The organism is Sporosarcina sp. SAFN-010, from assembly GCF_059415065.1.
On sequence record NZ_JBPFDS010000006.1, the window covers coordinates 129,451 to 150,676 of the forward strand.

A 21,226-nucleotide genomic window follows, 5' to 3' on the forward strand; every position below is an offset into this window, starting at 1 on the left:
TGCTTTTTTAATACTATTTTACGAATGGATAAAATTGTGATAACCTATTTGTGTTAACCTAATTATAAATAAGGTTAACGCAAATGGAATCCATTCTGATAAATGAAGAAGGTATTTACGATGAAACACTTTTGGGTAGTTGGGACAGACACGGACGTCGGAAAAACATTTGTGACAACGTTATTCTTGAGAGAACTTCAGAAAAACGGGCACGCTGTCACGCCTTACAAACCAGTCCAAACAGGTCTTGTTGCTGACACAGAACAGGGGCATTATCAGGACACGTCGAGTTATAAGGATTATAGTTTGTATTCCTTGGACAACGATTCACTCAGTACATATTCATTTCCAATAGCGGCGTCCCCGCATTATGCAGCGGAGTTGGCCGGGCAGCAGATTGATGAAAACCTGTTGCTACAAACAATTGAGCATTTAAAAACGAAATTTGAAACGGTTATTTGCGAAGGTGCAGGAGGCTTATACGTACCGCTCCATTCAAGTACGACACGGACATTATTGGACGTGGTGGAACAGTCGAAATTGCCGGTCGTCCTTGTCGCTTCTACGAAACTAGGCACCATCAATCACACACTGTTGTCGATTGAAGCGTTACATGCGCGTGGAATCAGTGTGCAAGGAATTGTATTCAATCAGTTCAATCAAACCCCGTTAGAGCAAAATAACATAGATACAATCCGTCGGTTTACAGGATTACCATCCGCTGTTATTGAGGCGAACCGTACAATTGAAAGTTTTACGGACGTGCCGGTCTTGGAAGGGTTGATGTCCAATGATGTATGAAGAATTACAAGCACGGGATGTTGAACATATTTGGCATCCATGTGCGCAGATGAAAGACTATGAAACCTTCCCTCCAATTGTCATTGAGCGGGGGGATGGTGTCTGGTTGACAGACAAACAAGGCAATCGATACTTAGACGCAGTGTCATCTTGGTGGGTCAACTTGTTCGGTCATACGAATCCTCGTATTAGCCAGGCAATTGCGGATCAGGCACAAAAGCTGGAGCATGTGATTTTTGCAAACTTTACCCATGAACCTGCTATTCATGTTGCTGAAAAACTTGTGGAGTTAACTCCACAAGGGCTAGAAAAAGTATTTTTCGCCGATAACGGGTCTGCTGCCATTGAAGTAGCACTCAAAATGAGTTTTCAATACCGCGCCCAAACTAGTCAACCTGAGAAAAAACAGTTTTTAGCATTTTCGAATGCCTATCATGGCGAGACACTTGGAGCTCTGTCTATGGGAGGCGTTGGATTATATAACGACGTATATGCGCCGCTACTTCTTAATGTGGTTCACGCACAAGGACCTGATTGCTTCCGTTGTCCATTCGGTGAATCTCCTGAAACATGCCAGGCACAATGTATTCAAGATACTGAAAAGCAATTCAAGAAACATGCGAATACCATTTCCGCTGCCATTATTGAACCACTGATTCAAGCAGCAGCTGGAATGAAAATGTATCCCCCGATATTCCTGGAAAAGCTACGAGATTTGTGTGACGCATATGACGTACATCTGATTGCGGATGAAGTGGCGGTTGGCTTTGGGCGAACGGGTACACTTTTTGCGTGTGAGCAAGCACAAATCACACCGGACTTTCTATGTTTGTCCAAAGGGATTACGGGAGGGTATTTACCGTTGTCTGCAGTGTTGACAACAGAGGATGTATATCGCGCATTTTACGATGACTATGGCACGATGAAGGCGTTCTTGCATTCACATAGTTACACAGGCAACCCGCTAGCACTTCGCGCAGCACAAGAAGTCCTCGCCATTTTTGAAGAAGAACAGGTAATGGAAACGTTGGTTCCGAAACAGCAGATATTACAAGAACTCGCTCATGCAGCATTTGAAGAGTTACCGTATGTCGGAGAGTACCGTCAAACCGGTTTTGTTGGTGCAATAGAATTAGTGGCAGATCGTAAAACGAAAGAGCCTTTTCCAAGCGATGAAAGAATCGGCTATGAAATTTATCAGCTAGCTCTTAAAAAAGGTCTTTTGATACGTCCGCTAGGCAACATCATTTACTTCATGCCGCCTTATGTAATCTCTGAAGAAGAAATCGAATGGATGGTGAATACGACGAAAGAAGTTATGGAGCAATTTTTCTATGAGCGAGGACAACTTGTATGAAGAGAACCAATAGCATAAATTCAATGGCCCTTATTGCAGTTTTTGCATCATTAACAGCAATAGGTGCATTCATTAAAATTACGCTACCGGTTGTCCCGTTTACATTACAAATTGTTATTGTTTTTTTAGCAGGAACGTTATTAGGGAGTAGTCGTGGTCTACAAAGTCAGCTTGTGTATTTGTTCGTGGGGTTAGCTGGACTTCCGGTTTTCACAAAAGGTGGAGGTATCACGTATCTCCTTCAACCCACATTTGGCTACTTAATAGGATTTGCTGCTGCTGCGTATGTCATCGGCTTCATAATTGAGCGCGTTCCTGTTCCTAATCGAAAGCACTTCATCGTAGCAAATTTGGCGGGAACCGCGGTTACTTATGCAATTGGAGTACCTTATTTGTATGTCGCATTGAATAGCTGGATGGATACACCGGCCAATGCCATGCACGTTTTGGTGGCTGGATTCTTTAGCACGATTGTTATAGATATTGCGCTTGCTGTAGGTACGGGATTACTCGCGGCAAGATTATATCCGATATTAAAAAAGTTCATTCACACAAAAAGGGGCGCACGTCATGAACTGGAAAACACTCGCACAAGAAGTCATTGATGGAAAAGAGCTTTCAAATGAAGAGGCATTGTCGATTTTGAACACAAATGATGATGACGTTTTATCCCTGTTAGATGGGGCCTATATGATTCGACGTCAGTACTTCGGGAATAAAGTAAAACTGAATATGATTATGAACGCAAAGAGTGGCTTCTGTCCGGAGGATTGTGGATATTGCTCTCAATCTTCTAAATCCACAGCGCCGATTGATAAGTATCCATTCATCTCAAAAGAGGAAATTCTAGAAGGCGCAAAACGGGCGTTTGATAATAACATCGGGACATATTGCATCGTAGCAAGTGGGCGAGGTCCGACACGAAAAGACGTACGTGTTGTCAGCGAAGCTGTTGAGGAAATAAAGGAAAAGTATGGCTTAACTGTGTGTGCGTGTTTGGGGATTTTAAAAGAAGAACAAGCAGAGCAACTGAAAACAGCAGGCGTCGATCGGTATAACCACAATTTGAATACATCTGAACGTCATCATGATTTCATCACGACATCGCATACGTATAAAGATCGTGTGGACACAGTTGAAATTGCCAAAAAGTATGGAATCTCTCCATGCTCAGGAGCAATAATCGGGATGAAAGAGACGAAAGAGGATGTCGTCGATATTACCCGTGCCCTTCGCAGGTTAAATGCAGACTCTATTCCAGTGAACTTCTTGCATGCAATTGACGGAACGAAGCTCGAAGGGACAAATGAACTGAATCCACGCTATTGCTTGAAAGTATTAGCACTATTTCGATACATGAATCCTACGAAGGAAATCAGGATTTCAGGCGGTCGGGAAGTCAACTTACGATCACTTCAACCAATGGGTATGTATGCTGCCAACAGTATATTTGTTGGCGATTACTTAACGACGGATGGTCAAGAGGACAATTCAGACTTTCGTATGTTGGAAGACCTCGGATTCGAAGTCGAACTCACTGAAAAACAAGCGTTAATTGCTCACTCATAAAACACAAAAACCAGCTTCTAATCGGCAATCCTAACTGCCGGAGAGCTGGTTTTCTATGGCATTCCCCAAACTGTAAATGGGGTATATGAATGGCTTCATTAGCTTCCGGGATTAAAGGGCAAGAAAAACTTACATTGGTGGAGAGGTATCAACTTTCAAAAGGTCGAGGGCATCTTCGATCAGGCGGATGTCAGTGAGGATTATCGATTTTAATTGAGTGGGCGCAAGTTGATATTCTTCGTTTAGGTGATGTAACTCACGAACCATCACATAACTTTCACACTCTGTCTGCATATTCTGTCCCTCCTCTTATTATGAAATTTTACCCGGTAGATGCTCTGTATAAACTAATTTTCAAGAATTCAAGAAAAATTTCTGTGACATTTATTACAAGTCAACGACGTGAATTCAGACATAATACTATGAATTGTTGCATCTTCAAGGAATAAAGAGTCCTATTCCATGCAAAAAACCGACTCACTTTACTAGAAGTGTAGCCGGATTTTTAAAAGTTTATTCACTTCGAAACTTTCACCTCGTATGTATCTTAACGAGAGTCGATAATATGCTCATGTTTCGGCTTTCCAGTACCCGCTTTGTGACCTTTGATGTGTTCGGGGCTCTTCTCTCAATAAATATAGTGATAAGTAGTTGAAAAGTCAAAACACCAGTTATTATGGAGGGTGCCCCCGTAATAACTGGTGAATATAAATTATGCTGTAATATCCCGTTTGGTAAATACTGTATAGCTGACAATTAAGAATGCTACGAGATAGACAGCTAAGACGACGAGAGAGAAGGACAGTGTAATGTCATCATTCAAGACGTAATTGGACTCGTACATCGTCAGGTCCATATGTGTGAATATCAAGTACTTCACGATTTCAAACCTGCTTAAAAGACCGACGATGACACTTCCCGTGAAGTAGATGAACAAGGATAGCCCAATTGCCATTCCGCTTGAGCGGAACACGCTACCAATCATAAACGCAAACGTTGCGGTAATGATTACGTTAACAAAAGAGAGCAGTAACATGTATAGTCCATGACTCCATATGGAAACTTCCACGACGTTGCCACCTGAGATGGCGAGAGCTTGCCCGCCCTCTGATGGGAAGAATATGAATGCACTTAGGATAGTCGTTATAAAGCCGATTAGCATCAGTAAAACGCCAAATAGTAAGATTGCTAGGTACTTGGACGTCATGATTTTCCAGCGTTTAACGGGACGCGTTAGAAGCATTTTAATCGTACCTTGTGAAAACTCAGATGCGACGATGCCCGCAGCTACAATGACAGTGAGCAACAGTGCAATACTGCCGACTGATGGATTGTAAATCATACCTTCCCGGCTAAAATCTTTCAGTGGCGTGACATCATTTGCAAGTCGATATTCGGAGATTTGAACGTTCTCTTCTGCAAGCCGTTTACTTTCTCCTTTTAGGACACCGCTTGCTAATGAGTTTTTGTCATTTTCCAGTTCACTTTGGGTGCTAAGTTTCCAGTCGGATTCATCATCCATTAAACTACCAGACCATTTCATTATCCCCGCCATGGAGATAATGAGTACGACCATCAGGCCGGCCATTATCCAAGTGCCTTTTTTAGACCATAGTTTCATCCATTCATTTTGAAGCAGTTTCAGCAAGTTGGCCACCTCCTGTCAATTCGAGGAATTGGTCCTCAAGTGTTTTTCGATGTGGTTGGATTGCATATAGCTCTAGTCCAGCTGTTGACAACGCTTTGACAAGTTCTGGAATTTGTGTTTTTTCAGCTTGAATTACGAACCCTTCGTTGACACTTTCTGATTTGAATCCAAGAGACCTAAGGAGTTCAAAGGTTTGATCAGCAGGAAAAGCTTCCACGTAATAATGAGCTTCTTGAGATTCACTCATATCACGAAGGTCAACGAGTTTTCCGTTTTGAATGACGGCAATCCGATCACACATGAGTTCAATTTCTGACAGCATGTGGCTGGATACGAAAACAGAAACATTTTCTGTCTTAGCGATCAGTCGCAAGTATTCCCTAAACTCACGAATCCCTGCAGGATCCAGTCCGTTGGTCGGTTCATCCAGTATTAAAAATTTGGGCCTGTGTAACAAGGCTTGAGCAAGACCAAGGCGCTGACGCATCCCGAGTGAATAGGTCGCAACTTTTTCATGGATACGATTTTGCATCCCAACTTGTTTCACGACTTCATCAATACGTTCTTTCGTTACCCCTTTTTGCATGCGCGCAAAGTGTAGCAGGTTTTTGTAACCGGACATGAATTTATACATTTCCGGATTTTCGACGATGACGCCAACTTTAGAGAGGGCTTCTTCAAAGTCTGCGGAAAGCGTTTGTCCGTCAATCACAACTTCTCCACCACTTTTTTTCATCAGCCCGACCATCATTCGAATGGTGGTCGTTTTACCTGCACCGTTCGGACCGAGAAAGCCTGTGATTTGTCCAGGATAAAGCTGCAAACTTAGATCATCGATAATTTTCTTTCCACGGATCGTTTTAGATAAATTCTTCAATTCAACGATAGGAGTGGGTTCCATGGTGTTTCCTCCTTTTTTTGTACAGTCTTGTTAAGACTAAGTCCATAGTAAGGTGTACGTATAGAAGAGCATATAGTTTCGTATTTTTGGAAACTGCTAATAATCAGTTGTTTGTTTCACCATTTCTGGTCATGGACGAGTACAATAAAGAAACTAGCGATGCACTTAGGAGGAAGAAACGATGGAGATAGGAATTAGTACGTTCGTTGAAACAACGCCAGATCCGGAAACTGGAGAGTTGAAAAGTCATGCAGAACGACTGCGGGAAGTGGTCGAGGAGATTGTGCTGGCGGATAGGGTTGGCCTTGATGTATTTGGTGTCGGGGAGCACCATCGGGCAGATTACGCTGCATCTTCACCAGCGATATTGCTTGCCGCAGCGGCTTCCCAAACTTTTAATATTCGGCTGACAAGTGCGGTTACAGTATTATCTTCTGCGGACCCAGTTCGCGTATTTCAAGACTTTGCGACACTCGATGGAATCTCTAACGGACGAGCTGAAATTATGGCGGGTCGGGGATCGTTCATCGAATCGTTCCCGTTATTTGGACAGGATTTATCGGACTATAATGAGTTGTTCAATGAAAAATTGGATTTGTTATTGAAGTTACGTGACTCGGAAGTGGTTTCGTGGGATGGAAAACATCGTCCGTCAATCGATCGTAGAGGTATATATCCGCGCCCTGTGCAAGAGCCACTACCAGTTTGGATTGGCAGTGGAGGCAACCCGGAGTCCGTCGTACGTGCAGGAAAGTTAGGACTACCACTTGTCCTTGCGATTATTGGAGGTCGCCCTACGCAATTCGCGCCACTTGTCCAATTGTATAAGCGAGCTGCGGCTGCAGCAGGTCATGATCTATCAAAATTGAAGATTGCATCTCATTCGCATGGATTTGTCGGAGAAACGACTCGCGGTGCAGCAGATGCATTTTTCCCGTCTACTCAATACGCCATGAACGTAATAGGCAAAGAGCGTGGTTGGGCGCCTTATGATCGTGAAGCATTTGATGATGCACGAAGTCTGGAAGGGGCATTGTATGTAGGGGATCCGGATTATGTGGCGAAAAAGATTATCAAGTTGCGGAAAGAGGTTGGGATCACAAGGTTCCTACTTCACGTTCCGGTAGGTTCTATGCCACACGACGAAGTGATGAGTGCAATCCGTTTGTTGGGTGCAGAAGTGGCTCCAAGAGTACGTGAAGCAATTGCTGAGTGGGAAACGGAATCGTGAGATGGATAAAGAGAGGGCAGCCGTGTGCTAGTAGACACAGCTGCCCTTTTTTATGTGTCGTGATAAAGGAAATCAACCAAATAACCATTTTTGAAGAAACCAGAGAATGAGTAGGGCACCTGCAAGTTTCACTAACATACGCCATCCTTTTTTATCAACAAATAGGAAGATGATTGCAAAATAGGCTGTCTCGATTCCAGAAATGATCCAATTGGATACATGCAGCCACCCACCGATGCCAGCGATGACAAGTATTACGACAAGGTGAATCCCATCGTTCGGTTCGTTGACGGTTTCGTCTTGAGTAGTTTCTCTCATAATAAATGCCCCTTTCATATTCCCTGCACGATTAGAGCCGGAACCCGCTCGCTCCAGAGGAGAAGCTGCTCGATTAGAGCCGGAACCCGCTCGTTTCAGAGGAGAACCCGCCCGATTAGAGCCAGCACCCACTCGTTCCAAAGGAGAACTCGCCCGATTAGAGCCAGCACCCGCTCGTTCCAGAGGAGAACTCGCCCGTTTAGAGCTGGAACCTGCTCGTTCCAGATGAGCCCGCGCCCGATTAAAGCCAGAACCCGATTGCACTCAACCAGGGACTTAATGTTTTACAGAAAGTATCGTGTCCTCCAGCTCATACACCACCACTAACGTACATAAACTATACCAGTTGATGATTTATGGGACAGGCGACCTAGACTGTGTTCTGTAACTAACTCATTAAATTCTGATTATTCTTTATTGTAACAGTTTATTCTATCAAATAATTGATATACTAAAGAAAAATCGAAGGGGATTGGTGTTGAATGTTAAAAAAACAAAAGGGAAAACAACTTCTTTTATTTGCACTATTAGTTGCTGTCGCATATCTACCGATCGCATATGAGCAAACGATTCCTGCACTCGCTGCCTCGGCTGCTTTAATTACACCACCTGCGAATGCATCAGTTGCGTTATCCAAGAAGTTAGACGTGATACTAGCGGATCCGAAATTGCAGGGGGGAATAACGGGGGTGAGTGTCCGAAACGCGACTACTGGCGAATCGATCTATTCGCATATGAGTGATATTCGATTGCGACCTGCTTCTAATATGAAATTGCTGACAGGTGCCGCGGCTTTAGATGTGCTTGGACCAGACTATCGATTCGAAACGGAAGTAACAACGACGGGTAAGCAGAAAGGATCTACTCTTCAAGGGGACGTGTATTTAGTAGGGAAAGGAGATCCGACACTTCTTCAAAGCGACCTCTTGAAGTTTGCGGATCAGTTGAAACAACAAGGCATCAAAACCATCAAAGGAAATTTGTTTGCAGATGACAGTTGGTATGACGATGACCGGTATTCCCAGGACTTGAATTGGTCGGACGAATTCAACTATGTGGGAGCACAAGTATCAGCTCTTACGCTTTCGCCGAATGAAGATTATGATACAGGGACAGTCATTGTGGAAGTAAAGCCTGGGGCAAAAGCGGGCGAGCTACCTTCCGTTTCGTTATCACCCAAAACGGAGACGTCTGTCATTGTAAATGAGGCGACTACTGTTGGTAAAGGTGGGGAAAAGAAGATTTCCATCCATCGTGAACATGGGACGAATCGAATAATTGTAGAAGGTTCCATTCCAGTCGATGCCTCAAGTTCACGTTCATGGACGGCTGTTTGGCAACCATCGGAGCTTGTGCTCGATGTATTCCGAAGTGCGCTGCAAAAAGAAGGAATTCAAGTGAGTGGAAAAAAAGGACTTCAGCGCGCTGTAGCACCTGAAAACGCGAAAATTCTTGCAACTAAGAAGTCTATGCCGCTGAACGAAATCTACATTCCATTCATGAAGCTGAGTAACAACGGGCACGCAGAAATGCTCGTGAAGGAGATGGGAAGAGTCGAGAAGGGAGAAGGTAGTTGGAACGCTGGTCTTGCGGTAATGTCTGAAACACTTGCAGGACTCGGTATCGCAAAAGATACGGTTCTGCTACGCGATGGTTCCGGTATGTCACACAAAAATCTAGTCTCCTCCGAAACGTTGACGACACTTCTAGTTCGAGCTCAAGAAGAATCTTGGTATCCGGCTTTCAGAGAATCGCTACCACTAGCAGGTGAAGCGGATCGCATGGTTGGAGGAACACTTCGCAATCGTATGAAAGAGGAATCGACAAAAGGGAATGTAGCAGCGAAAACAGGTTCGATCACAGGTGTATCCACATTGTCAGGGTATGTGACGACGAAAAAAGGAACACCCCTTGCTTTTTCTATTATGATAAACAATTACATTACGGGACCCGTAACCCAAATTGAAGATGCTATTGCAACAGCACTTGCGGAAGCGGATATATAATGAAAAAAGCAGATCCCCCAGGAGTAACTCCCAGGGGGATCTGCTTTTTCAGTGCGCACGATTCACATTTTTTTTAAGATCGAAAATACGTGATTTGATAACGAGGAATTCTTCAGCAACCCTCTTATCATGTTCTAATCACTGTTCGGATTGGCGAACAACTTTAAACGAGTATTACCCACAGTATCATCGTGAATACAATTGTAGTGAGACCCATCAATAAAGTCGCCATTGTTTGTGCTTTATATGCATCTGTAACTTTCATGCCACTGAACTCTGTCACGACCCAGAAGAAACTGTCGTTCACATGACTCACTGTCATTGCGCCAGCTCCAACCGCCATAACGACAAGTGCAAGTGGAATCGCTCCTTCAATTCCCATTGCAGGAAGTAACGGAGCCACTAATGTAGATGCAATGACCAACGCTGCAGTAGAAGACCCTTGTGCGGTTTTCAAAGCAGCGGATATGAGGAACGGAACTAGTAGGAATAGTGCACCACCTGCAAGTGCAGTGAAATTCATTTCCCCGATCAATTCCGCGACACCAGAAGTAGAAATCACTTTACCAAATGCACCCCCAGCTCCAGTAATCAGTAAAATAGGAGCCGCTTCTTTGAGGCCATCACCAATCCAACCTGTAAGTGTCTCTTCGTTCCATTTAGGAAGTAATAAAAACGCTGCGAGGACTCCGAAAAGTAGAGCAACGGTAGGCGAACCGATGAACTGTAGCAATGAGCTGAATCCACTTTCTCCCATTGTTAGCTTAGCAACTGAACCAGCCCCGATTAAAATAATTGGTAAGACAATAGGTAGGAATGCTTTAAACGCAGAAGGCATCTCTCCAAAAGATTTGACGATTTCATCATAGTCGAATGTAATGGATTCCTCATCCTCAGGAACAGTTATTTTGGAGCCGACTTTTACAGCCCATAAGTATCCGACCACAGTTGCTGGAATTGCGACGATCAGTCCGATTATGATAATCACACCTAAATAACCTTCAGCTCCGATATTTCCTGCAGCTGCAATAGGTCCAGGCGTAGGCGGCACCAGTGTGTGTGTCGCGAACAATCCAGTTGCCAATGCGACAGACATGGATGCGATCGTAACGCCAGCCCGCTTTGCAAGCGCTTTCTTTAAACTGGTTAAAATAACGAATCCTGAGTCACAAAATACGGGGATGGAAACAATGTATCCGATGAGTGACATCGCGAGTTGAGGTCGTTTTTCACCAATTACGCGTAAGACAACTTCTGCCATGCGGTAAGCGGCCCCGGATTTTTCAAGGATGACGCCGATAATGGTACCGGAAACAATGACAATCCCAATGCCTTTCATTAATCCGCCGAAACCTTCATTAACAGTGTCTACGACGGTTAGTAGAGGCATTCCAGATGTGATTCCGATGAAAAATGCCCCTGCAAGTAATGATAAGAACGGATGTACCTTCAAGACGGCTGTTAAAAAGATAATGAGAACAACACTTAAAATGATCATAGCAAACAACATTTAACATTCCTCCTTATTTTTAAAGTGCAGAATTGCTTGTTTCGTAGTTTCTTTCAGCAATCTAAACGGATTCAACATCGCATCAGCTACCGTGACGCTATCAGAAGTGATTGCGTGCACTCCTGCGAACAAATTAGTAAGTGCAAACCGACAATCTGGTGTAATTGTTCCTGATACAAGTATTACAGGGACATTTTTTTGACGTGCTGCCTGTGCGATTCCATAGGGAGTTTTCCCTGAAAAGGTTTGACTATCAGAACGCCCTTCACCTGTGATGACAAGATCTGCAGTTTTCAAATGTTCATCAAAATGGAGTGTTTCCAGCACGATATTTATACCGGATTGGAAGTTGCTTGGGAAAAACACTTGAAACACACCACCCGCACCGCCAGCGGCACCTGCTCCTGGTGTCTGGTGTAAAGAAACTCCTGTCTGTTGCTCTATAATGTCTGCGAAATTGGAAAGACTTCTATCGAGAAGTTCAACATCCACGTTAGATGCCCCTTTTTGAGGTCCAAAAACTGCTGAAGCCCCATTTGGCCCGATAAATGGATTGGTGACATCTGCTGCAATCAGAAACGTACTTTCAGCGATTCGTGGGTCAAAAAAGAATGGATCAATGGTGTACAACTGCTGCAGTGCAGCTCCACCTTTAGGGATTTCCTTTCCATTTGAGTCGAGTAGCTTCATTCCAAGTGCCTGTAAGATACCAGCACCTCCATCATTTGTAGCACTTCCCCCGAGTCCGATTATGAAATCGCGGTAACCTGCATTGAGCGCGTGGACGAGTAACTGTCCTGTCCCGAATGATGACGTAATGAGAGGATTTCGATCCTGATCTGTAAGATGCATGAGACCGGAAGCTTCTGCTAATTCGATTACGCAAGTCGAACAATCCCCAAGTATTCCGTATTTTGCTGGAATGAGATGGCCAAGTGGTCCTTCAACGTGAAGAGATACGAATCTCCCATTTGTTGCGTCGACTAAGCTTTGCATCGTCCCTTCACCACCATCAGCTGCAGGTAGTAAGACGGGCATACTAGTAGGGTCAGCTTCTCGGATTCCTTCAGCCATCGCTTCCGCTGCGTGTAGTGCAGACAAACTTCCTTTGAAGGAGTCTGGTGCAACGAGTATTTTCATACATGCATCATTCCCATCGAATAGTAGTTGATGTCTATCATTATATGTACAGAATAATCTAATTACATTAGACTAGGTGTATATGTATTGCATAAATTAAAAGACTTTTTTTATACGTAGAGGTGAAAAGATGCTGACCAAGCGACTTGCTGAGGAAATTGTGGAACAGACGATGCTTAGATTGACCCGCAATTTGAATGTGATGGATACGAATGGAATGATTTTAGCTTCTGGGGAAAGGGAACGGGTGGATAGAATTCATGAGGGAGCAGCCCATGTTGCGGAAACGGGAAAGTCATTGTGGATAGACAATGATAATCTAGAGGAATGGCCAGGTTCAAAACCTGGGGTGAATTTACCGATTCACTATAAATCTCGATTAGTTGGTGTTATTGGGATAACGGGATCCGTAGAGGAGTTACGAGATGTTGCGCCCCTTGTCCAGTTAACAACGGAAATGATGGTTCATCAATCGTTATTGACTTCTGAATCGGAGTGGAAGAGAACTGCGGGGGAATTGGTATTTAAAGAACTAATAAGCGGACTTCCTATTTCAGGAGTTACATTGGATCGGATGAAGATGCTAGCCATTTCTCTGGAAGGTCCGTTTACGGTACTGATCGTTCAACAAAACGAGGCGACCCGTACGCCAAATCATCTTGCGGATTGGCTAGCAGAAACTATGGGGATTCGTTCTGTGTTGTCAGGAGCAGATTATGGACATGCCATGCCGTTTCTAATATGGGGGGTGGACCGGGAACTAGTGAAAAAAAGAGTGGAGCATGTTTGTAAACAGAAAGGTGTTTCGATCCTCAAGATTGGGATTGGTAAAACGGTGTTTGCAGAAGAGGACATCGTATTGGCCTACGAATCTGCCCGTCACACAATTCAATTTGGTGTGGTGAATGAAGTCATCAGTGATTTTGAAACAATTGAAATTCGTGCCTTGATGGGGGCATATCAAAAACCCTTGCATACGCAATACGTTGAAAGGGTATTAGGCAATCTTGATGAGAATTTGATAGCAACACTTCAAGCGTATTTGGAACATGAACTTCATGCCCAAAATACGTCCAATGTGCTTAGGATTCACCGTCATACTCTCGCGTACCGCCTTAAACGTATTTCAGATATAACAGGATTGGATCCCACCCGATTTAGTTCAGCGGTTCAATTGTTTTATGCGTTGTTGCTAAAGGAAGGGGCACAAACCTAAAAACCGAGCGTTTTCCGCCCGGCTACTTTAATCCGATGAATGCGAGATGTCTTCCCGCCTTTTTGTCTTGACGATATGAAAAACCATCGTCGCTTTGAAACGTACATATCGGATCGATTGTAATATTAGCACTTGGGATGCCTGCGAGTTCACATTGAGTTTTTACAGTCTGCTGGTTATCGATATGGTATTTGCCGGTTGTTTCGTTGAACGAAATCCAGGGTTTCGCATAGCCGAGTGCATGAAATTTCTCATAGACATCACCGTCTACTTCGAACTTGTCTTGGCTAAGTGCAGGTCCAATCAGTATCTCGAAGTCTTCTGGACGACATCCTTCATGTTCAATAAGATGTTGGAGCAATTTTGGTGTGATTTCTTTGACAGTGCCTTGCCAGCCCGAGTGAATAACGCCAACGATACCAGCGCGTTCATTTGAAAGAAGCACGGGAACGCAATCCGCCATGAATCCAGCGAGAACGATGCCATGCTCATTTGTATACAGAGCATCCGTATCAGGAATTGCGGTAGTTTGCTCAGTTGCACCACGCCCACGATCTGCACGAGTGACTTTGTGGAAATTGGCACTATGCGTCTGGTTTGCGTAGACAAAATCACTTGTTGAATGTCCGAGTGAAGATGCGAGCGTTTCGCGGTTTTTGAGAACAGCTGCTGGATCCAGACAAGCGTGTAACGCCAAGTTATTCTCTTCAGGAGCACTGGAGTCTTTCATAGTAATTCCTGAAATCGAGCTCCCTTTCATGTCGTATCGCTTTGTTTTCATTTCGTTCACCTCTAGTTATCAAAATGTTTGCTGATTATTGTACCATGTCGTGGGGTTACATGTGCATTAGATAGGGAAGTAATGAATACACCCTGCCGTATTGAGCAGAGACATTGACAACCTTTTTTCTGTGCATTATTGTAGACTATTATATTCCCTAGTAAGCAGATAGGAATTAATCAGAAATATAGAGAAAAGGAGATGCCGACATACATGAAAGCACTCTGGAACCGATATGCGAATGCATCTTTAATTCTTAAAATAACGATAGCTTTAATCCTCGGAATTGTGGTTGGATTGCTGATGGGTGAGCAAGCGAGTATATTTGCGCCACTTGGTGATTTACTGATCCGTCTTCTGACATTCTTAATTATTCCTCTTATCCTTTTTACGCTCATCGTCGGTGTGAATCAGACGACAATTACGAATCTCGGTCGAATGGGTGGAAAAGTGTTCATCTATTACACGCTCAGTTCTGCGGTTGCAATTGTGGTAGGACTTGCGGTTGCAACATTGTTCCAACCTGGATCTGGCATGAAGTTGGACGGAAGTGAGTCGTTTGATGTACCTGATAATCCCGGCATCGTCAATGTGTTACTGAATATTGTTCCGTCAAATATCGTCACTGCGTTCACAGAAATGAATTTACTAGGAATCATTTTTACAGCACTCGTTTTCGGTATTGCAATTTCTGCTATGCGCAGTTCAGAAGGATTCAATGAACTCGGCAATCATTTGTTGAGAACGATTAGTGCGCTGAACGAAGCCTCATTATTCATCCTCAAAGGGATTTTGCAATACGTTCCGATTGGTGTATTTGCAATTATGGCGAAGACGGTCGGGAGCCAAGGGGCCGACACACTTCTTTCGCTTGGAGGCATGATTGGCGTGCTATATGCAGCATTGCTTGCGCAGATCGTATTGTATATTGTCGCGATGCTGCTGTTTAAAGTGAACCCGCTAACGTTTTTCAAGCACGCTCGAACTCCGATTACAACAGCTTTTGTGACGCAAAGTAGTGCGGGCGCGTTGCCATTATCGTTAACTGCTGCTCATGATTTAGGATTACCACGCAGTTTGTATGGATTTAGTTTGCCGTTAGGTGCCACGGTCAATATGGATGGCGCAGCGATTCGAATTGCTGTTTCTGCCGTCTTTGCTGCAAACATTTCAGGTAACCCGCTGTCGTTGACGGATATGTTAATGGTAGTCTTGATCGGAACGCTTGCCTCTATTGGAACTGCAGGTGTCCCTGGTGCAGGAATAGTAATGATTGCAACGGTTTTTGTACAGCTAGGTTTACCGATTGAAGCGGTGGCTTTACTTACGTCCATTGATGCATTGATTGGAATGGGAGCGACGGCACTGAATGTTACGGGTGACCTCGTAGGTACGACGCTCATTAGTCGTACGGAAAAACATAAAGAGGATATAAAAGAAGGAGAAGAAACCCCTGTACATTCTTAAAAAGTGATTTTCTAAAAGCTAGCTCTCAGAGATGTGATGTGATTCTCTGTGAGCTGGCTTTTTTTGAGGGAGGATTGCTGAAGAACGTGTATGAATAAATAGGGACTTTTGGTAGTCTTAAGTTCTTGCGATATATGGAAGAAAATTGTTAAGAATCCTCAATCGAAACAATTAACACTGCTAGACACCCTATTGCAGTGAATTATCTTTTTTAGAAGGAGGACAATTGTTTCTGAAGAGAGCAGATAGGTTGAAATAATACCTTAAGGGGTATATGATGAAGGCAATTAAATCAAAAGGAGTGTTTGTTATGACACCACAAGCAACCGTTTACGTATCTTCTACGTGCCCTTATTGCACGATGATGACGAATTATTTGGACGAACAGAAAATCACATATGAGACTGTAAACGTTTCATTGGATCAAGAAGCAGGAAAACGTCTCGTAAAAACAACTGGACAGATGGGTGTTCCCCAGACAAAATTGAATGACGTTTGGATTCTAGGTTTTGACCCTGATGGTGTTCAAAATGCTCTTCGTGGAGAAGCTCAGTGAAGCGTATTGTTGACAAGTTTCGCTGTATGACGTGTTCTATTGAAACAGATGTGGAAAAGGAAATGACGCGGAAGCTATTTCCTAAGTTTTGTATCGGACACGTTGCGCTATTTGCAACCGGCATTTTTCTCGTGATTATGGAATGGATGAACTGAGCAAGGATACTAAAGTTGTTTATTTTAAATTAAGGTCATTTAAAAATCCTTCTTTCGCTAGATTTGAAAATTAGCGAAAGAAGGATTTTTGTTCGCTGAATGGTGGACAATGCCGATACATCCTGTGTAACTCACCAATTTTCTTAGTGGTCCTCAGTTCGAGTTAATCGTATTGGAATGTGTGGCAAACTTGCTGACAATATTTTTGAAGTTGGCTAGCCAGTCGTTAGTGATAATGCTTCCAATGTAACCGTCTGGTCGGATTAGCACTAATGTTTCACCAGTGATGCCATAAATACTGTTCAGCTTGCCGGTTGTGTCGTCGAGACGATTGTTGTCAACCTCGAGACCGTTACCAACGGCATAGCAACGTAATTCTCCAACACCAATTGGCCAGTTCGACTCAAACTCAGAGAATCCTTTGATCGGGTTACTTCCAAAGGCTAGCAGGGTGAAGTGCGGCCCCTGATATAGCTCGAATAAGCGACTTAAACCTTTTGGTCCTGTGCAAGGAGCGTCTGGTGCTCTGTCTCCAACGTGTAGGGTTTTAGTGGCCGAGCTATTGGTAGGGGCGAGTGGTCCGCCGTAGTAAGAGATTCCAAGCTGTCGTTCCTCATCTCCACGTTTAAGCCCGGAAAGATGCAGCTTCTCAATCTCAGAGTAAAGTTCATTAGATTTTTTAAGAACGCGTGCGGCAATCGGCTGTCGTTCGGCTTCATAGCTTTCTAGGAGGCTCTCTGGTGCACCCTTTATAACCTGACCAAGTTTCCAGCCGAGGTTGTAAGCGTCCTGGATACCGGTGTTTAGACCCTGAGCGCCAGCGGGTGTGTGTACGTGAGCGGCGTCGCCAGCCAGAAAGACCTTGCCAGATCGGTACTGCTCGGCAAGTCGAACATTAGGTCTGAACACTGAGGTCCAGGTGATATCCTGGAGCTGTAAACCTGTGAGCGATTGGAACTTGACGGCTAATGCAGTTTCGTCCAAATCAGCCGATTCCTCCGGTGTCAGACGAATCATTACTTGAAACTGATCAGAGTGAGGGAGTGGGCATGCTGCGACCTGCTTCCCATGGGTTCGCGGCCATACGTGCCATCGGTTGCGTGACAGTCCGTTTATTGTCCCATCGATGATAAGCATACGGTCAGCTTCGTTGGTCTCTCCCATGAAACGAATACCAGCAGCCTTGCGGACTGTACTAGAACCACCGTCAGTTCCTACAAGATACCTGCTTCGAATCTTCTCTCCAGAAGAGAGTGTTGTAGTCACCCCGTTGTCATCCTGCTCAAAATCAATAATCGCAGTGTCAAACTCAATACTCAGCCCTAGACTGTCAAGTAGGCGGTGCAAGATAGCGTCGGTGCGGTGTTGAGGCAGTAATAATACATTCGGGTACGGCACATCAGGAGTAACCTTTTTTCGTTTCTGCATCCGTAATGGTACAGTAATCGGTCCTAAATGAATCCCTATAAGAGGATAGGCTCCTCCTTCAGAGTGAGCTTCTTTCAGGACGCCTAGGTCCTCAAGTACCTCCTGGGTTCTCGGTTGGACTCCCTTTGCACGAGAGCCCTTGAATGAATGAGGTGCCTTGTCTACCAGTCTGACACTAAGGCCGCGTCGAAGTAAATCTGCCGCGAGTGTAGAACCGGTCGGTCCAGCGCCGGCTATGAGGACATCGATGTCGTATTTTCCTGTCAAATGAATTGACCTCCTATATTTTTGGTGTGAGATGTATAAAAAATGGTTGTAATTTCTACGCATCCTCACTGGATTTTTCCAAAAATCTTGTTGAATGCGAACAAGACGTTTCAGCTTAGTGATGCACTATCTAATCGAACATCATACTGCATGAAACATGTCTTGCTCTCTTATTATTGTTGATTGGAAACATAATGTTTACAGGGAACAATAGTAGTTGATATCCTACTCTTTGTCAATAATGTTTCCTAGAAACAATTATTGTTGCTTGTTTATTTTCAATTGGTATAATGGTATCAAGTTAGCCTTTGGAGGAAAAACATCAATGGACAATAAAAGTAAAAACCAATATAAAGATCGTTTAATCATAGAAGTATGGGAAACCGCTAAAGATATGCAGCATAAACTTCAAACTGAGGATGACGAAGAAAAACAGTGGTTGATGCAGAATAGCCAAAATATCGTTGTTACAGAGTCAATGAAAGAAATGACTGTTTTGATGTTTCATGTTCTGGAGGCGATTGGAAGGCTTGAGCCTGTAAACGGAATAACTATTTCGAAGCAATTCGGGATATCGAGGGGAAGTGTCTCCAAAATTACGAGAAAACTTGTAGAAAAAGAAATTATCTTCGTGGAATATCTTCCAGATAACAAAAAAGAAATTCTGTTCCGTACCACTCCGTTGGGCAAAGAGATACGACTGTTACATCAAGAATTACATCATCAAATTGATAGTGAAATCAATCGTTTCTTACACCGATATACCGAAGACGAATTGGGAACTATCCTCAATGTACTACACGATGCGTTGCATACGTCTTGGTTAAATCCTACGACAAACGAGGATAAAATTACACATAGTCCAAGGATAGCTCAGATAAATGAAAAGGAAGAGCTGGACACCGGCAAGGCCAGCCGTTCTTACCCTGTTGCTGAAGAAATGAATGAGATTATGGAAATGCTCGATAAACTTGATTCCAGGAACTTAAAGAAAGCTAAAGTAATCCTTAATGAAATATTTTTTTCAGACTACGACGAATTGAGTTAGGATGATTGTACGGAATTCATGAATAATAATATTTTAATATTTGTGTTGCAAATCAAATCATGTATAAGTTTTTTTACAAATGTACTTAAAAAAACATAGACTTAGTCCGAAAGTGAAATTAATAAACTTTATTGTTTTAACACATGAACTGAAAACCGGCTTTCCCTAGAGTTAAATGGGAAAGTCGGTTTGATTTTTTTCTATGAACTTGCGATACTTTACAGTAGGAGTGAACGAATTTTTTGTAAATTCATTTGCATCACGTACCTATATGAAAAGGGGAATTGATATGAAGCTGGAGCGATTGCGTCAGTCATTTGAAGAGCTTGCGAAGTTTACAGACGAGGGAGAAGGCATCAACCGGCTTGCTTATACCGAAACAGAGCGCAATGCGAGAGAGTATATGATCCATCAGTTCGAAGAGGCTGGTCTCACTGTACGCACAGATTACGCGGGAAATGTCATTGCACGACGTGAAGGCGCAGCAGCTGAATTGCCTGTAGTAGCAACGGGTTCACACATCGACTCGGTTTATGCAGCTGGAGAATTTGACGGAACCGCTGGTGTGCTCGTTGCACTTGAAGTGATGCGCTCGCTTGCTGATGACAATATTGAAACCGAGCATCCAATGGAAGTCATTATCTTCGCGTGCGAGGAATCTTCGCGTTTCGGAGCCTCCACACTAGGTAGTAAAGCGATGTCAGGACGATTGGATCCGGCATATACCCGGTCATTGACAGACAGAAATGGCATTACTCTTATGCAAGCGTTTGAAGAGAATGGACTCGATCTGGAAGAAGTCCATTTAGCCATGCGTTTCCAAGATGAGTTCAAAGCATTTGTGGAGCTTCATATAGAGCAAGGACCTGTGCTAGAGAAGCAACAAGCGTCTATTGGGGTCGTCTCTGCCATTGCCGCGCCTGTCCGATTCCACGTACACGTCGGAGGAACGGCCGATCACTCGGGGACGACCCCTATGGATTATCGACACGATGCACTGCTTGGTGGAGCTGAAATTGCACTAGCTGTGGAACGGGCAGCTATTGAAGAGTTTGCGCATGGTACTGTTGGTACGGTAGGCGTTTTTTCAATAAAACCCGGAGCGATGAATGTCGTACCAAGTGCAACGGAAATGGACGTCGATATCCGAGGAACGAACACAGAATCGCGGCAACGTGTCGTGGATGCACTTGCAATAGCGGTCAAAGAAGTAGCAGAAGCACGTGGTTTAGACATTTGGATGGACGCAATCTCCAGTGAAGAACCGGTTCAAATGGATGTTGACATTGTGAATGGGTTCAAAGCGGTTTGTGAAGAACGAGGAGTGAAGTGGCTAGAAATGCCAAGTGGTGCAGGGCACGATGCTATGAATATGGCGGCGTTCTGTCCGACTGGCATGATCTTCGTCCCGTCCAAAGATGGGCTTAGCCATAACCCAGCAGAGTACACATCCATGGAAGAATTGTTGGAGGGTGCAGAAGTGCTACGGGCATTCATGTTAAGACAGGCCAAAATTGTGTGATTATCCGAGCAGTGTGGCGGGACAGCAGTTGTCTCGCTGTGCTGTTTTTTTGTGGGATAATCTTTGAAAACGGTGATGTTGCCAATTTCCTCTAAAATAGTTTCAACGATTAGTTAGCCCATCGAAAGATAAGGAAAGAGGTACCAATTAAGTCCCTTAACATACTTGAATTGTGTCCCGTTATCGAGAAACTTTCGCAAGTGTCGGAGAAATCACTCCAAGTGTCGGAGAAACGCACACGAGTGATGGAGAAATCTCCACAGATGAATGACAACCTCCTTGAACTAATCGACAATGAGAAAAAT

Annotated in this window: 20 protein-coding genes; 12 read left to right on the forward strand and 8 right to left on the reverse strand. The window is 43.9% G+C overall.

Going from position 1 to position 21,226, the window contains the following annotated elements; translation table 11 throughout:
- Positions 1-120 precede the first annotated feature (120 nt).
- The 4 genes from bioD to bioB are packed head-to-tail and all read left to right on the forward strand — an operon-like array spanning position 121 to position 3,727.
- Positions 121-801 carry a dethiobiotin synthase gene (gene bioD / locus ACR65F_RS09105; protein ID WP_440504175.1) on the forward strand — a complete coding sequence of 227 codons (681 nt, stop codon included), beginning with the start codon at positions 121-123 and terminating at the stop codon, positions 799-801.
- Complete coding sequence (bioA, locus tag ACR65F_RS09110; RefSeq protein ID WP_440504177.1) at positions 791-2,158, forward strand: adenosylmethionine--8-amino-7-oxononanoate transaminase; 1,368 nt, start codon at positions 791-793, stop codon at positions 2,156-2,158. The genes bioD and bioA overlap by 11 nt, the downstream gene beginning before the upstream one ends.
- Positions 2,155-2,763 carry a biotin transporter BioY gene (locus ACR65F_RS09115; protein WP_440504179.1) on the forward strand — a complete coding sequence of 203 codons (609 nt, stop codon included), beginning with the start codon at positions 2,155-2,157 and terminating at the stop codon, positions 2,761-2,763. The genes bioA and ACR65F_RS09115 overlap by 4 nt, the downstream gene beginning before the upstream one ends.
- On the forward strand, positions 2,729-3,727 hold the full coding sequence (gene bioB / locus ACR65F_RS09120) for a biotin synthase BioB (RefSeq protein WP_039043222.1): 999 nt from the start codon (positions 2,729-2,731) through the stop codon (positions 3,725-3,727). Before ACR65F_RS09115 ends, bioB begins: the two co-directional genes overlap by 35 nt.
- 129 nt (positions 3,728-3,856) lie before the next feature.
- Here bioB and ACR65F_RS09125 read toward each other — a convergent pair whose 3' ends face one another.
- The 3 genes from ACR65F_RS09125 to ACR65F_RS09135 all read right to left on the reverse strand — a co-directional run bounded on the left by ACR65F_RS09125 (position 3,857) and on the right by ACR65F_RS09135 (position 6,276).
- Entirely contained in the window at positions 3,857-4,021 is a 165-nt protein-coding gene (locus ACR65F_RS09125; protein ID WP_156137959.1) for a hypothetical protein, read from the reverse strand.
- Between the two features lie 418 nt (positions 4,022-4,439).
- The gene (locus tag ACR65F_RS09130; RefSeq protein WP_440504181.1) at positions 4,440-5,375 is read right to left on the reverse strand and encodes an ABC transporter permease; all 936 of its coding nucleotides are present in this window, start codon (positions 5,373-5,375) and stop codon (positions 4,440-4,442) included.
- Positions 5,353-6,276, reverse strand: coding sequence for an ABC transporter ATP-binding protein (locus ACR65F_RS09135; RefSeq protein ID WP_039043224.1), 924 nt, complete (start codon positions 6,274-6,276; stop codon positions 5,353-5,355). The genes ACR65F_RS09130 and ACR65F_RS09135 overlap by 23 nt, the downstream gene beginning before the upstream one ends.
- Positions 6,277-6,457: 181 nt before the next feature.
- Here ACR65F_RS09135 and ACR65F_RS09140 point away from each other — a divergent pair, with 181 nt between their 5' ends.
- Complete coding sequence (locus ACR65F_RS09140) at positions 6,458-7,507, forward strand: LLM class flavin-dependent oxidoreductase (protein WP_440504183.1); 1,050 nt, start codon at positions 6,458-6,460, stop codon at positions 7,505-7,507.
- A gap of 72 nt (positions 7,508-7,579) precedes the next feature.
- Here ACR65F_RS09140 and ACR65F_RS09145 read toward each other — a convergent pair whose 3' ends face one another.
- Positions 7,580-7,825: a hypothetical protein gene (locus ACR65F_RS09145; RefSeq protein ID WP_440504185.1), complete on the reverse strand. Its 246-nt coding sequence runs from the start codon at positions 7,823-7,825 to the stop codon at positions 7,580-7,582.
- Positions 7,826-8,307: 482 nt separating this feature from the next.
- Between ACR65F_RS09145 and dacB the strand changes: the two genes are divergently transcribed.
- Positions 8,308-9,831 (forward strand): D-alanyl-D-alanine carboxypeptidase/D-alanyl-D-alanine endopeptidase, encoded by a 1,524-nt coding sequence (dacB, locus tag ACR65F_RS09150; RefSeq protein WP_440504187.1) that lies wholly within the window; start codon positions 8,308-8,310, stop codon positions 9,829-9,831.
- 163 nt (positions 9,832-9,994) lie between these two features.
- Here dacB and ACR65F_RS09155 read toward each other — a convergent pair whose 3' ends face one another.
- Together ACR65F_RS09155 and ACR65F_RS09160 are read right to left on the reverse strand one after the other, a co-directional pair.
- The gene (locus tag ACR65F_RS09155; RefSeq protein WP_440504189.1) at positions 9,995-11,341 is read right to left on the reverse strand and encodes a GntP family permease; all 1,347 of its coding nucleotides are present in this window, start codon (positions 11,339-11,341) and stop codon (positions 9,995-9,997) included.
- Positions 11,342-12,481 (reverse strand): glycerate kinase, encoded by a 1,140-nt coding sequence (locus ACR65F_RS09160; protein WP_440504191.1) that lies wholly within the window; start codon positions 12,479-12,481, stop codon positions 11,342-11,344.
- A gap of 130 nt (positions 12,482-12,611) precedes the next feature.
- Between ACR65F_RS09160 and ACR65F_RS09165 the strand changes: the two genes are divergently transcribed.
- Positions 12,612-13,697: a CdaR family transcriptional regulator gene (locus ACR65F_RS09165; RefSeq protein WP_440504193.1), complete on the forward strand. Its 1,086-nt coding sequence runs from the start codon at positions 12,612-12,614 to the stop codon at positions 13,695-13,697.
- Between the two features lie 22 nt (positions 13,698-13,719).
- On the opposite strand, the gene pgeF is transcribed toward ACR65F_RS09165, so the two are convergent.
- Positions 13,720-14,478 carry a peptidoglycan editing factor PgeF gene (gene pgeF / locus ACR65F_RS09170; RefSeq protein ID WP_440504195.1) on the reverse strand — a complete coding sequence of 253 codons (759 nt, stop codon included), beginning with the start codon at positions 14,476-14,478 and terminating at the stop codon, positions 13,720-13,722.
- Positions 14,479-14,691: 213 nt separating this feature from the next.
- Between pgeF and ACR65F_RS09175 the strand changes: the two genes are divergently transcribed.
- The 3 genes from ACR65F_RS09175 (at position 14,692) to ACR65F_RS09185 (ending at position 16,656) form a co-directional block, all read left to right on the forward strand.
- Positions 14,692-15,945, forward strand: coding sequence for a dicarboxylate/amino acid:cation symporter (locus tag ACR65F_RS09175; protein ID WP_440504197.1), 1,254 nt, complete (start codon positions 14,692-14,694; stop codon positions 15,943-15,945).
- A 310-nt stretch (positions 15,946-16,255) separates the two neighbouring features.
- Complete coding sequence (locus tag ACR65F_RS09180; RefSeq protein WP_025784147.1) at positions 16,256-16,501, forward strand: glutaredoxin family protein; 246 nt, start codon at positions 16,256-16,258, stop codon at positions 16,499-16,501.
- Positions 16,498-16,656, forward strand: a complete 159-nt coding sequence (locus ACR65F_RS09185; RefSeq protein ID WP_156137960.1) for a hypothetical protein — start codon at positions 16,498-16,500, stop codon at positions 16,654-16,656. Before ACR65F_RS09180 ends, ACR65F_RS09185 begins: the two co-directional genes overlap by 4 nt.
- Positions 16,657-16,809: 153 nt before the next feature.
- On the opposite strand, the gene ACR65F_RS09190 is transcribed toward ACR65F_RS09185, so the two are convergent.
- On the reverse strand, positions 16,810-18,351 hold the full coding sequence (locus tag ACR65F_RS09190) for an FAD-dependent monooxygenase (RefSeq protein ID WP_440504200.1): 1,542 nt from the start codon (positions 18,349-18,351) through the stop codon (positions 16,810-16,812).
- A gap of 325 nt (positions 18,352-18,676) precedes the next feature.
- On the opposite strand from ACR65F_RS09190, the gene ACR65F_RS09195 reads away from it, so the two are divergent.
- Positions 18,677-19,399 carry a MarR family transcriptional regulator gene (locus tag ACR65F_RS09195; RefSeq protein ID WP_440504202.1) on the forward strand — a complete coding sequence of 241 codons (723 nt, stop codon included), beginning with the start codon at positions 18,677-18,679 and terminating at the stop codon, positions 19,397-19,399.
- Between the two features lie 289 nt (positions 19,400-19,688).
- Positions 19,689-20,921 carry a Zn-dependent hydrolase gene (locus ACR65F_RS09200; protein WP_440504204.1) on the forward strand — a complete coding sequence of 411 codons (1,233 nt, stop codon included), beginning with the start codon at positions 19,689-19,691 and terminating at the stop codon, positions 20,919-20,921.
- Positions 20,922-21,226: the final 305 nt, after the last annotated feature.

What these genes read in the sequence shown, in the direction of transcription:
- bioD (WP_440504175.1), top strand. Translation starts at nt 121, where the DNA reads ATGAAACACTTTTGGGTAGTTGGGACAGACACGGACGTCGGAAAAACA.
- bioA (WP_440504177.1), top strand. Translation starts at nt 791, where the DNA reads ATGATGTATGAAGAATTACAAGCACGGGATGTTGAACATATTTGGCAT.
- ACR65F_RS09115 (WP_440504179.1), top strand. Translation starts at nt 2,155, where the DNA reads ATGAAGAGAACCAATAGCATAAATTCAATGGCCCTTATTGCAGTTTTT.
- bioB (WP_039043222.1), top strand. Translation starts at nt 2,729, where the DNA reads ATGAACTGGAAAACACTCGCACAAGAAGTCATTGATGGAAAAGAGCTT.
- ACR65F_RS09125 (WP_156137959.1), bottom strand. Translation starts at nt 4,021, where the DNA reads ATGCAGACAGAGTGTGAAAGTTATGTGATGGTTCGTGAGTTACATCAC.
- ACR65F_RS09135 (WP_039043224.1), bottom strand. Translation starts at nt 6,276, where the DNA reads ATGGAACCCACTCCTATCGTTGAATTGAAGAATTTATCTAAAACGATC.
- ACR65F_RS09140 (WP_440504183.1), top strand. Translation starts at nt 6,458, where the DNA reads ATGGAGATAGGAATTAGTACGTTCGTTGAAACAACGCCAGATCCGGAA.
- ACR65F_RS09145 (WP_440504185.1), bottom strand. Translation starts at nt 7,825, where the DNA reads ATGAGAGAAACTACTCAAGACGAAACCGTCAACGAACCGAACGATGGG.
- dacB (WP_440504187.1), top strand. Translation starts at nt 8,308, where the DNA reads ATGTTAAAAAAACAAAAGGGAAAACAACTTCTTTTATTTGCACTATTA.
- ACR65F_RS09155 (WP_440504189.1), bottom strand. Translation starts at nt 11,341, where the DNA reads ATGTTGTTTGCTATGATCATTTTAAGTGTTGTTCTCATTATCTTTTTA.
- ACR65F_RS09160 (WP_440504191.1), bottom strand. Translation starts at nt 12,481, where the DNA reads ATGAAAATACTCGTTGCACCAGACTCCTTCAAAGGAAGTTTGTCTGCA.
- ACR65F_RS09165 (WP_440504193.1), top strand. Translation starts at nt 12,612, where the DNA reads ATGCTGACCAAGCGACTTGCTGAGGAAATTGTGGAACAGACGATGCTT.
- pgeF (WP_440504195.1), bottom strand. Translation starts at nt 14,478, where the DNA reads ATGAAAACAAAGCGATACGACATGAAAGGGAGCTCGATTTCAGGAATT.
- ACR65F_RS09175 (WP_440504197.1), top strand. Translation starts at nt 14,692, where the DNA reads ATGAAAGCACTCTGGAACCGATATGCGAATGCATCTTTAATTCTTAAA.
- ACR65F_RS09180 (WP_025784147.1), top strand. Translation starts at nt 16,256, where the DNA reads ATGACACCACAAGCAACCGTTTACGTATCTTCTACGTGCCCTTATTGC.
- ACR65F_RS09195 (WP_440504202.1), top strand. Translation starts at nt 18,677, where the DNA reads ATGGACAATAAAAGTAAAAACCAATATAAAGATCGTTTAATCATAGAA.
- ACR65F_RS09200 (WP_440504204.1), top strand. Translation starts at nt 19,689, where the DNA reads ATGAAGCTGGAGCGATTGCGTCAGTCATTTGAAGAGCTTGCGAAGTTT.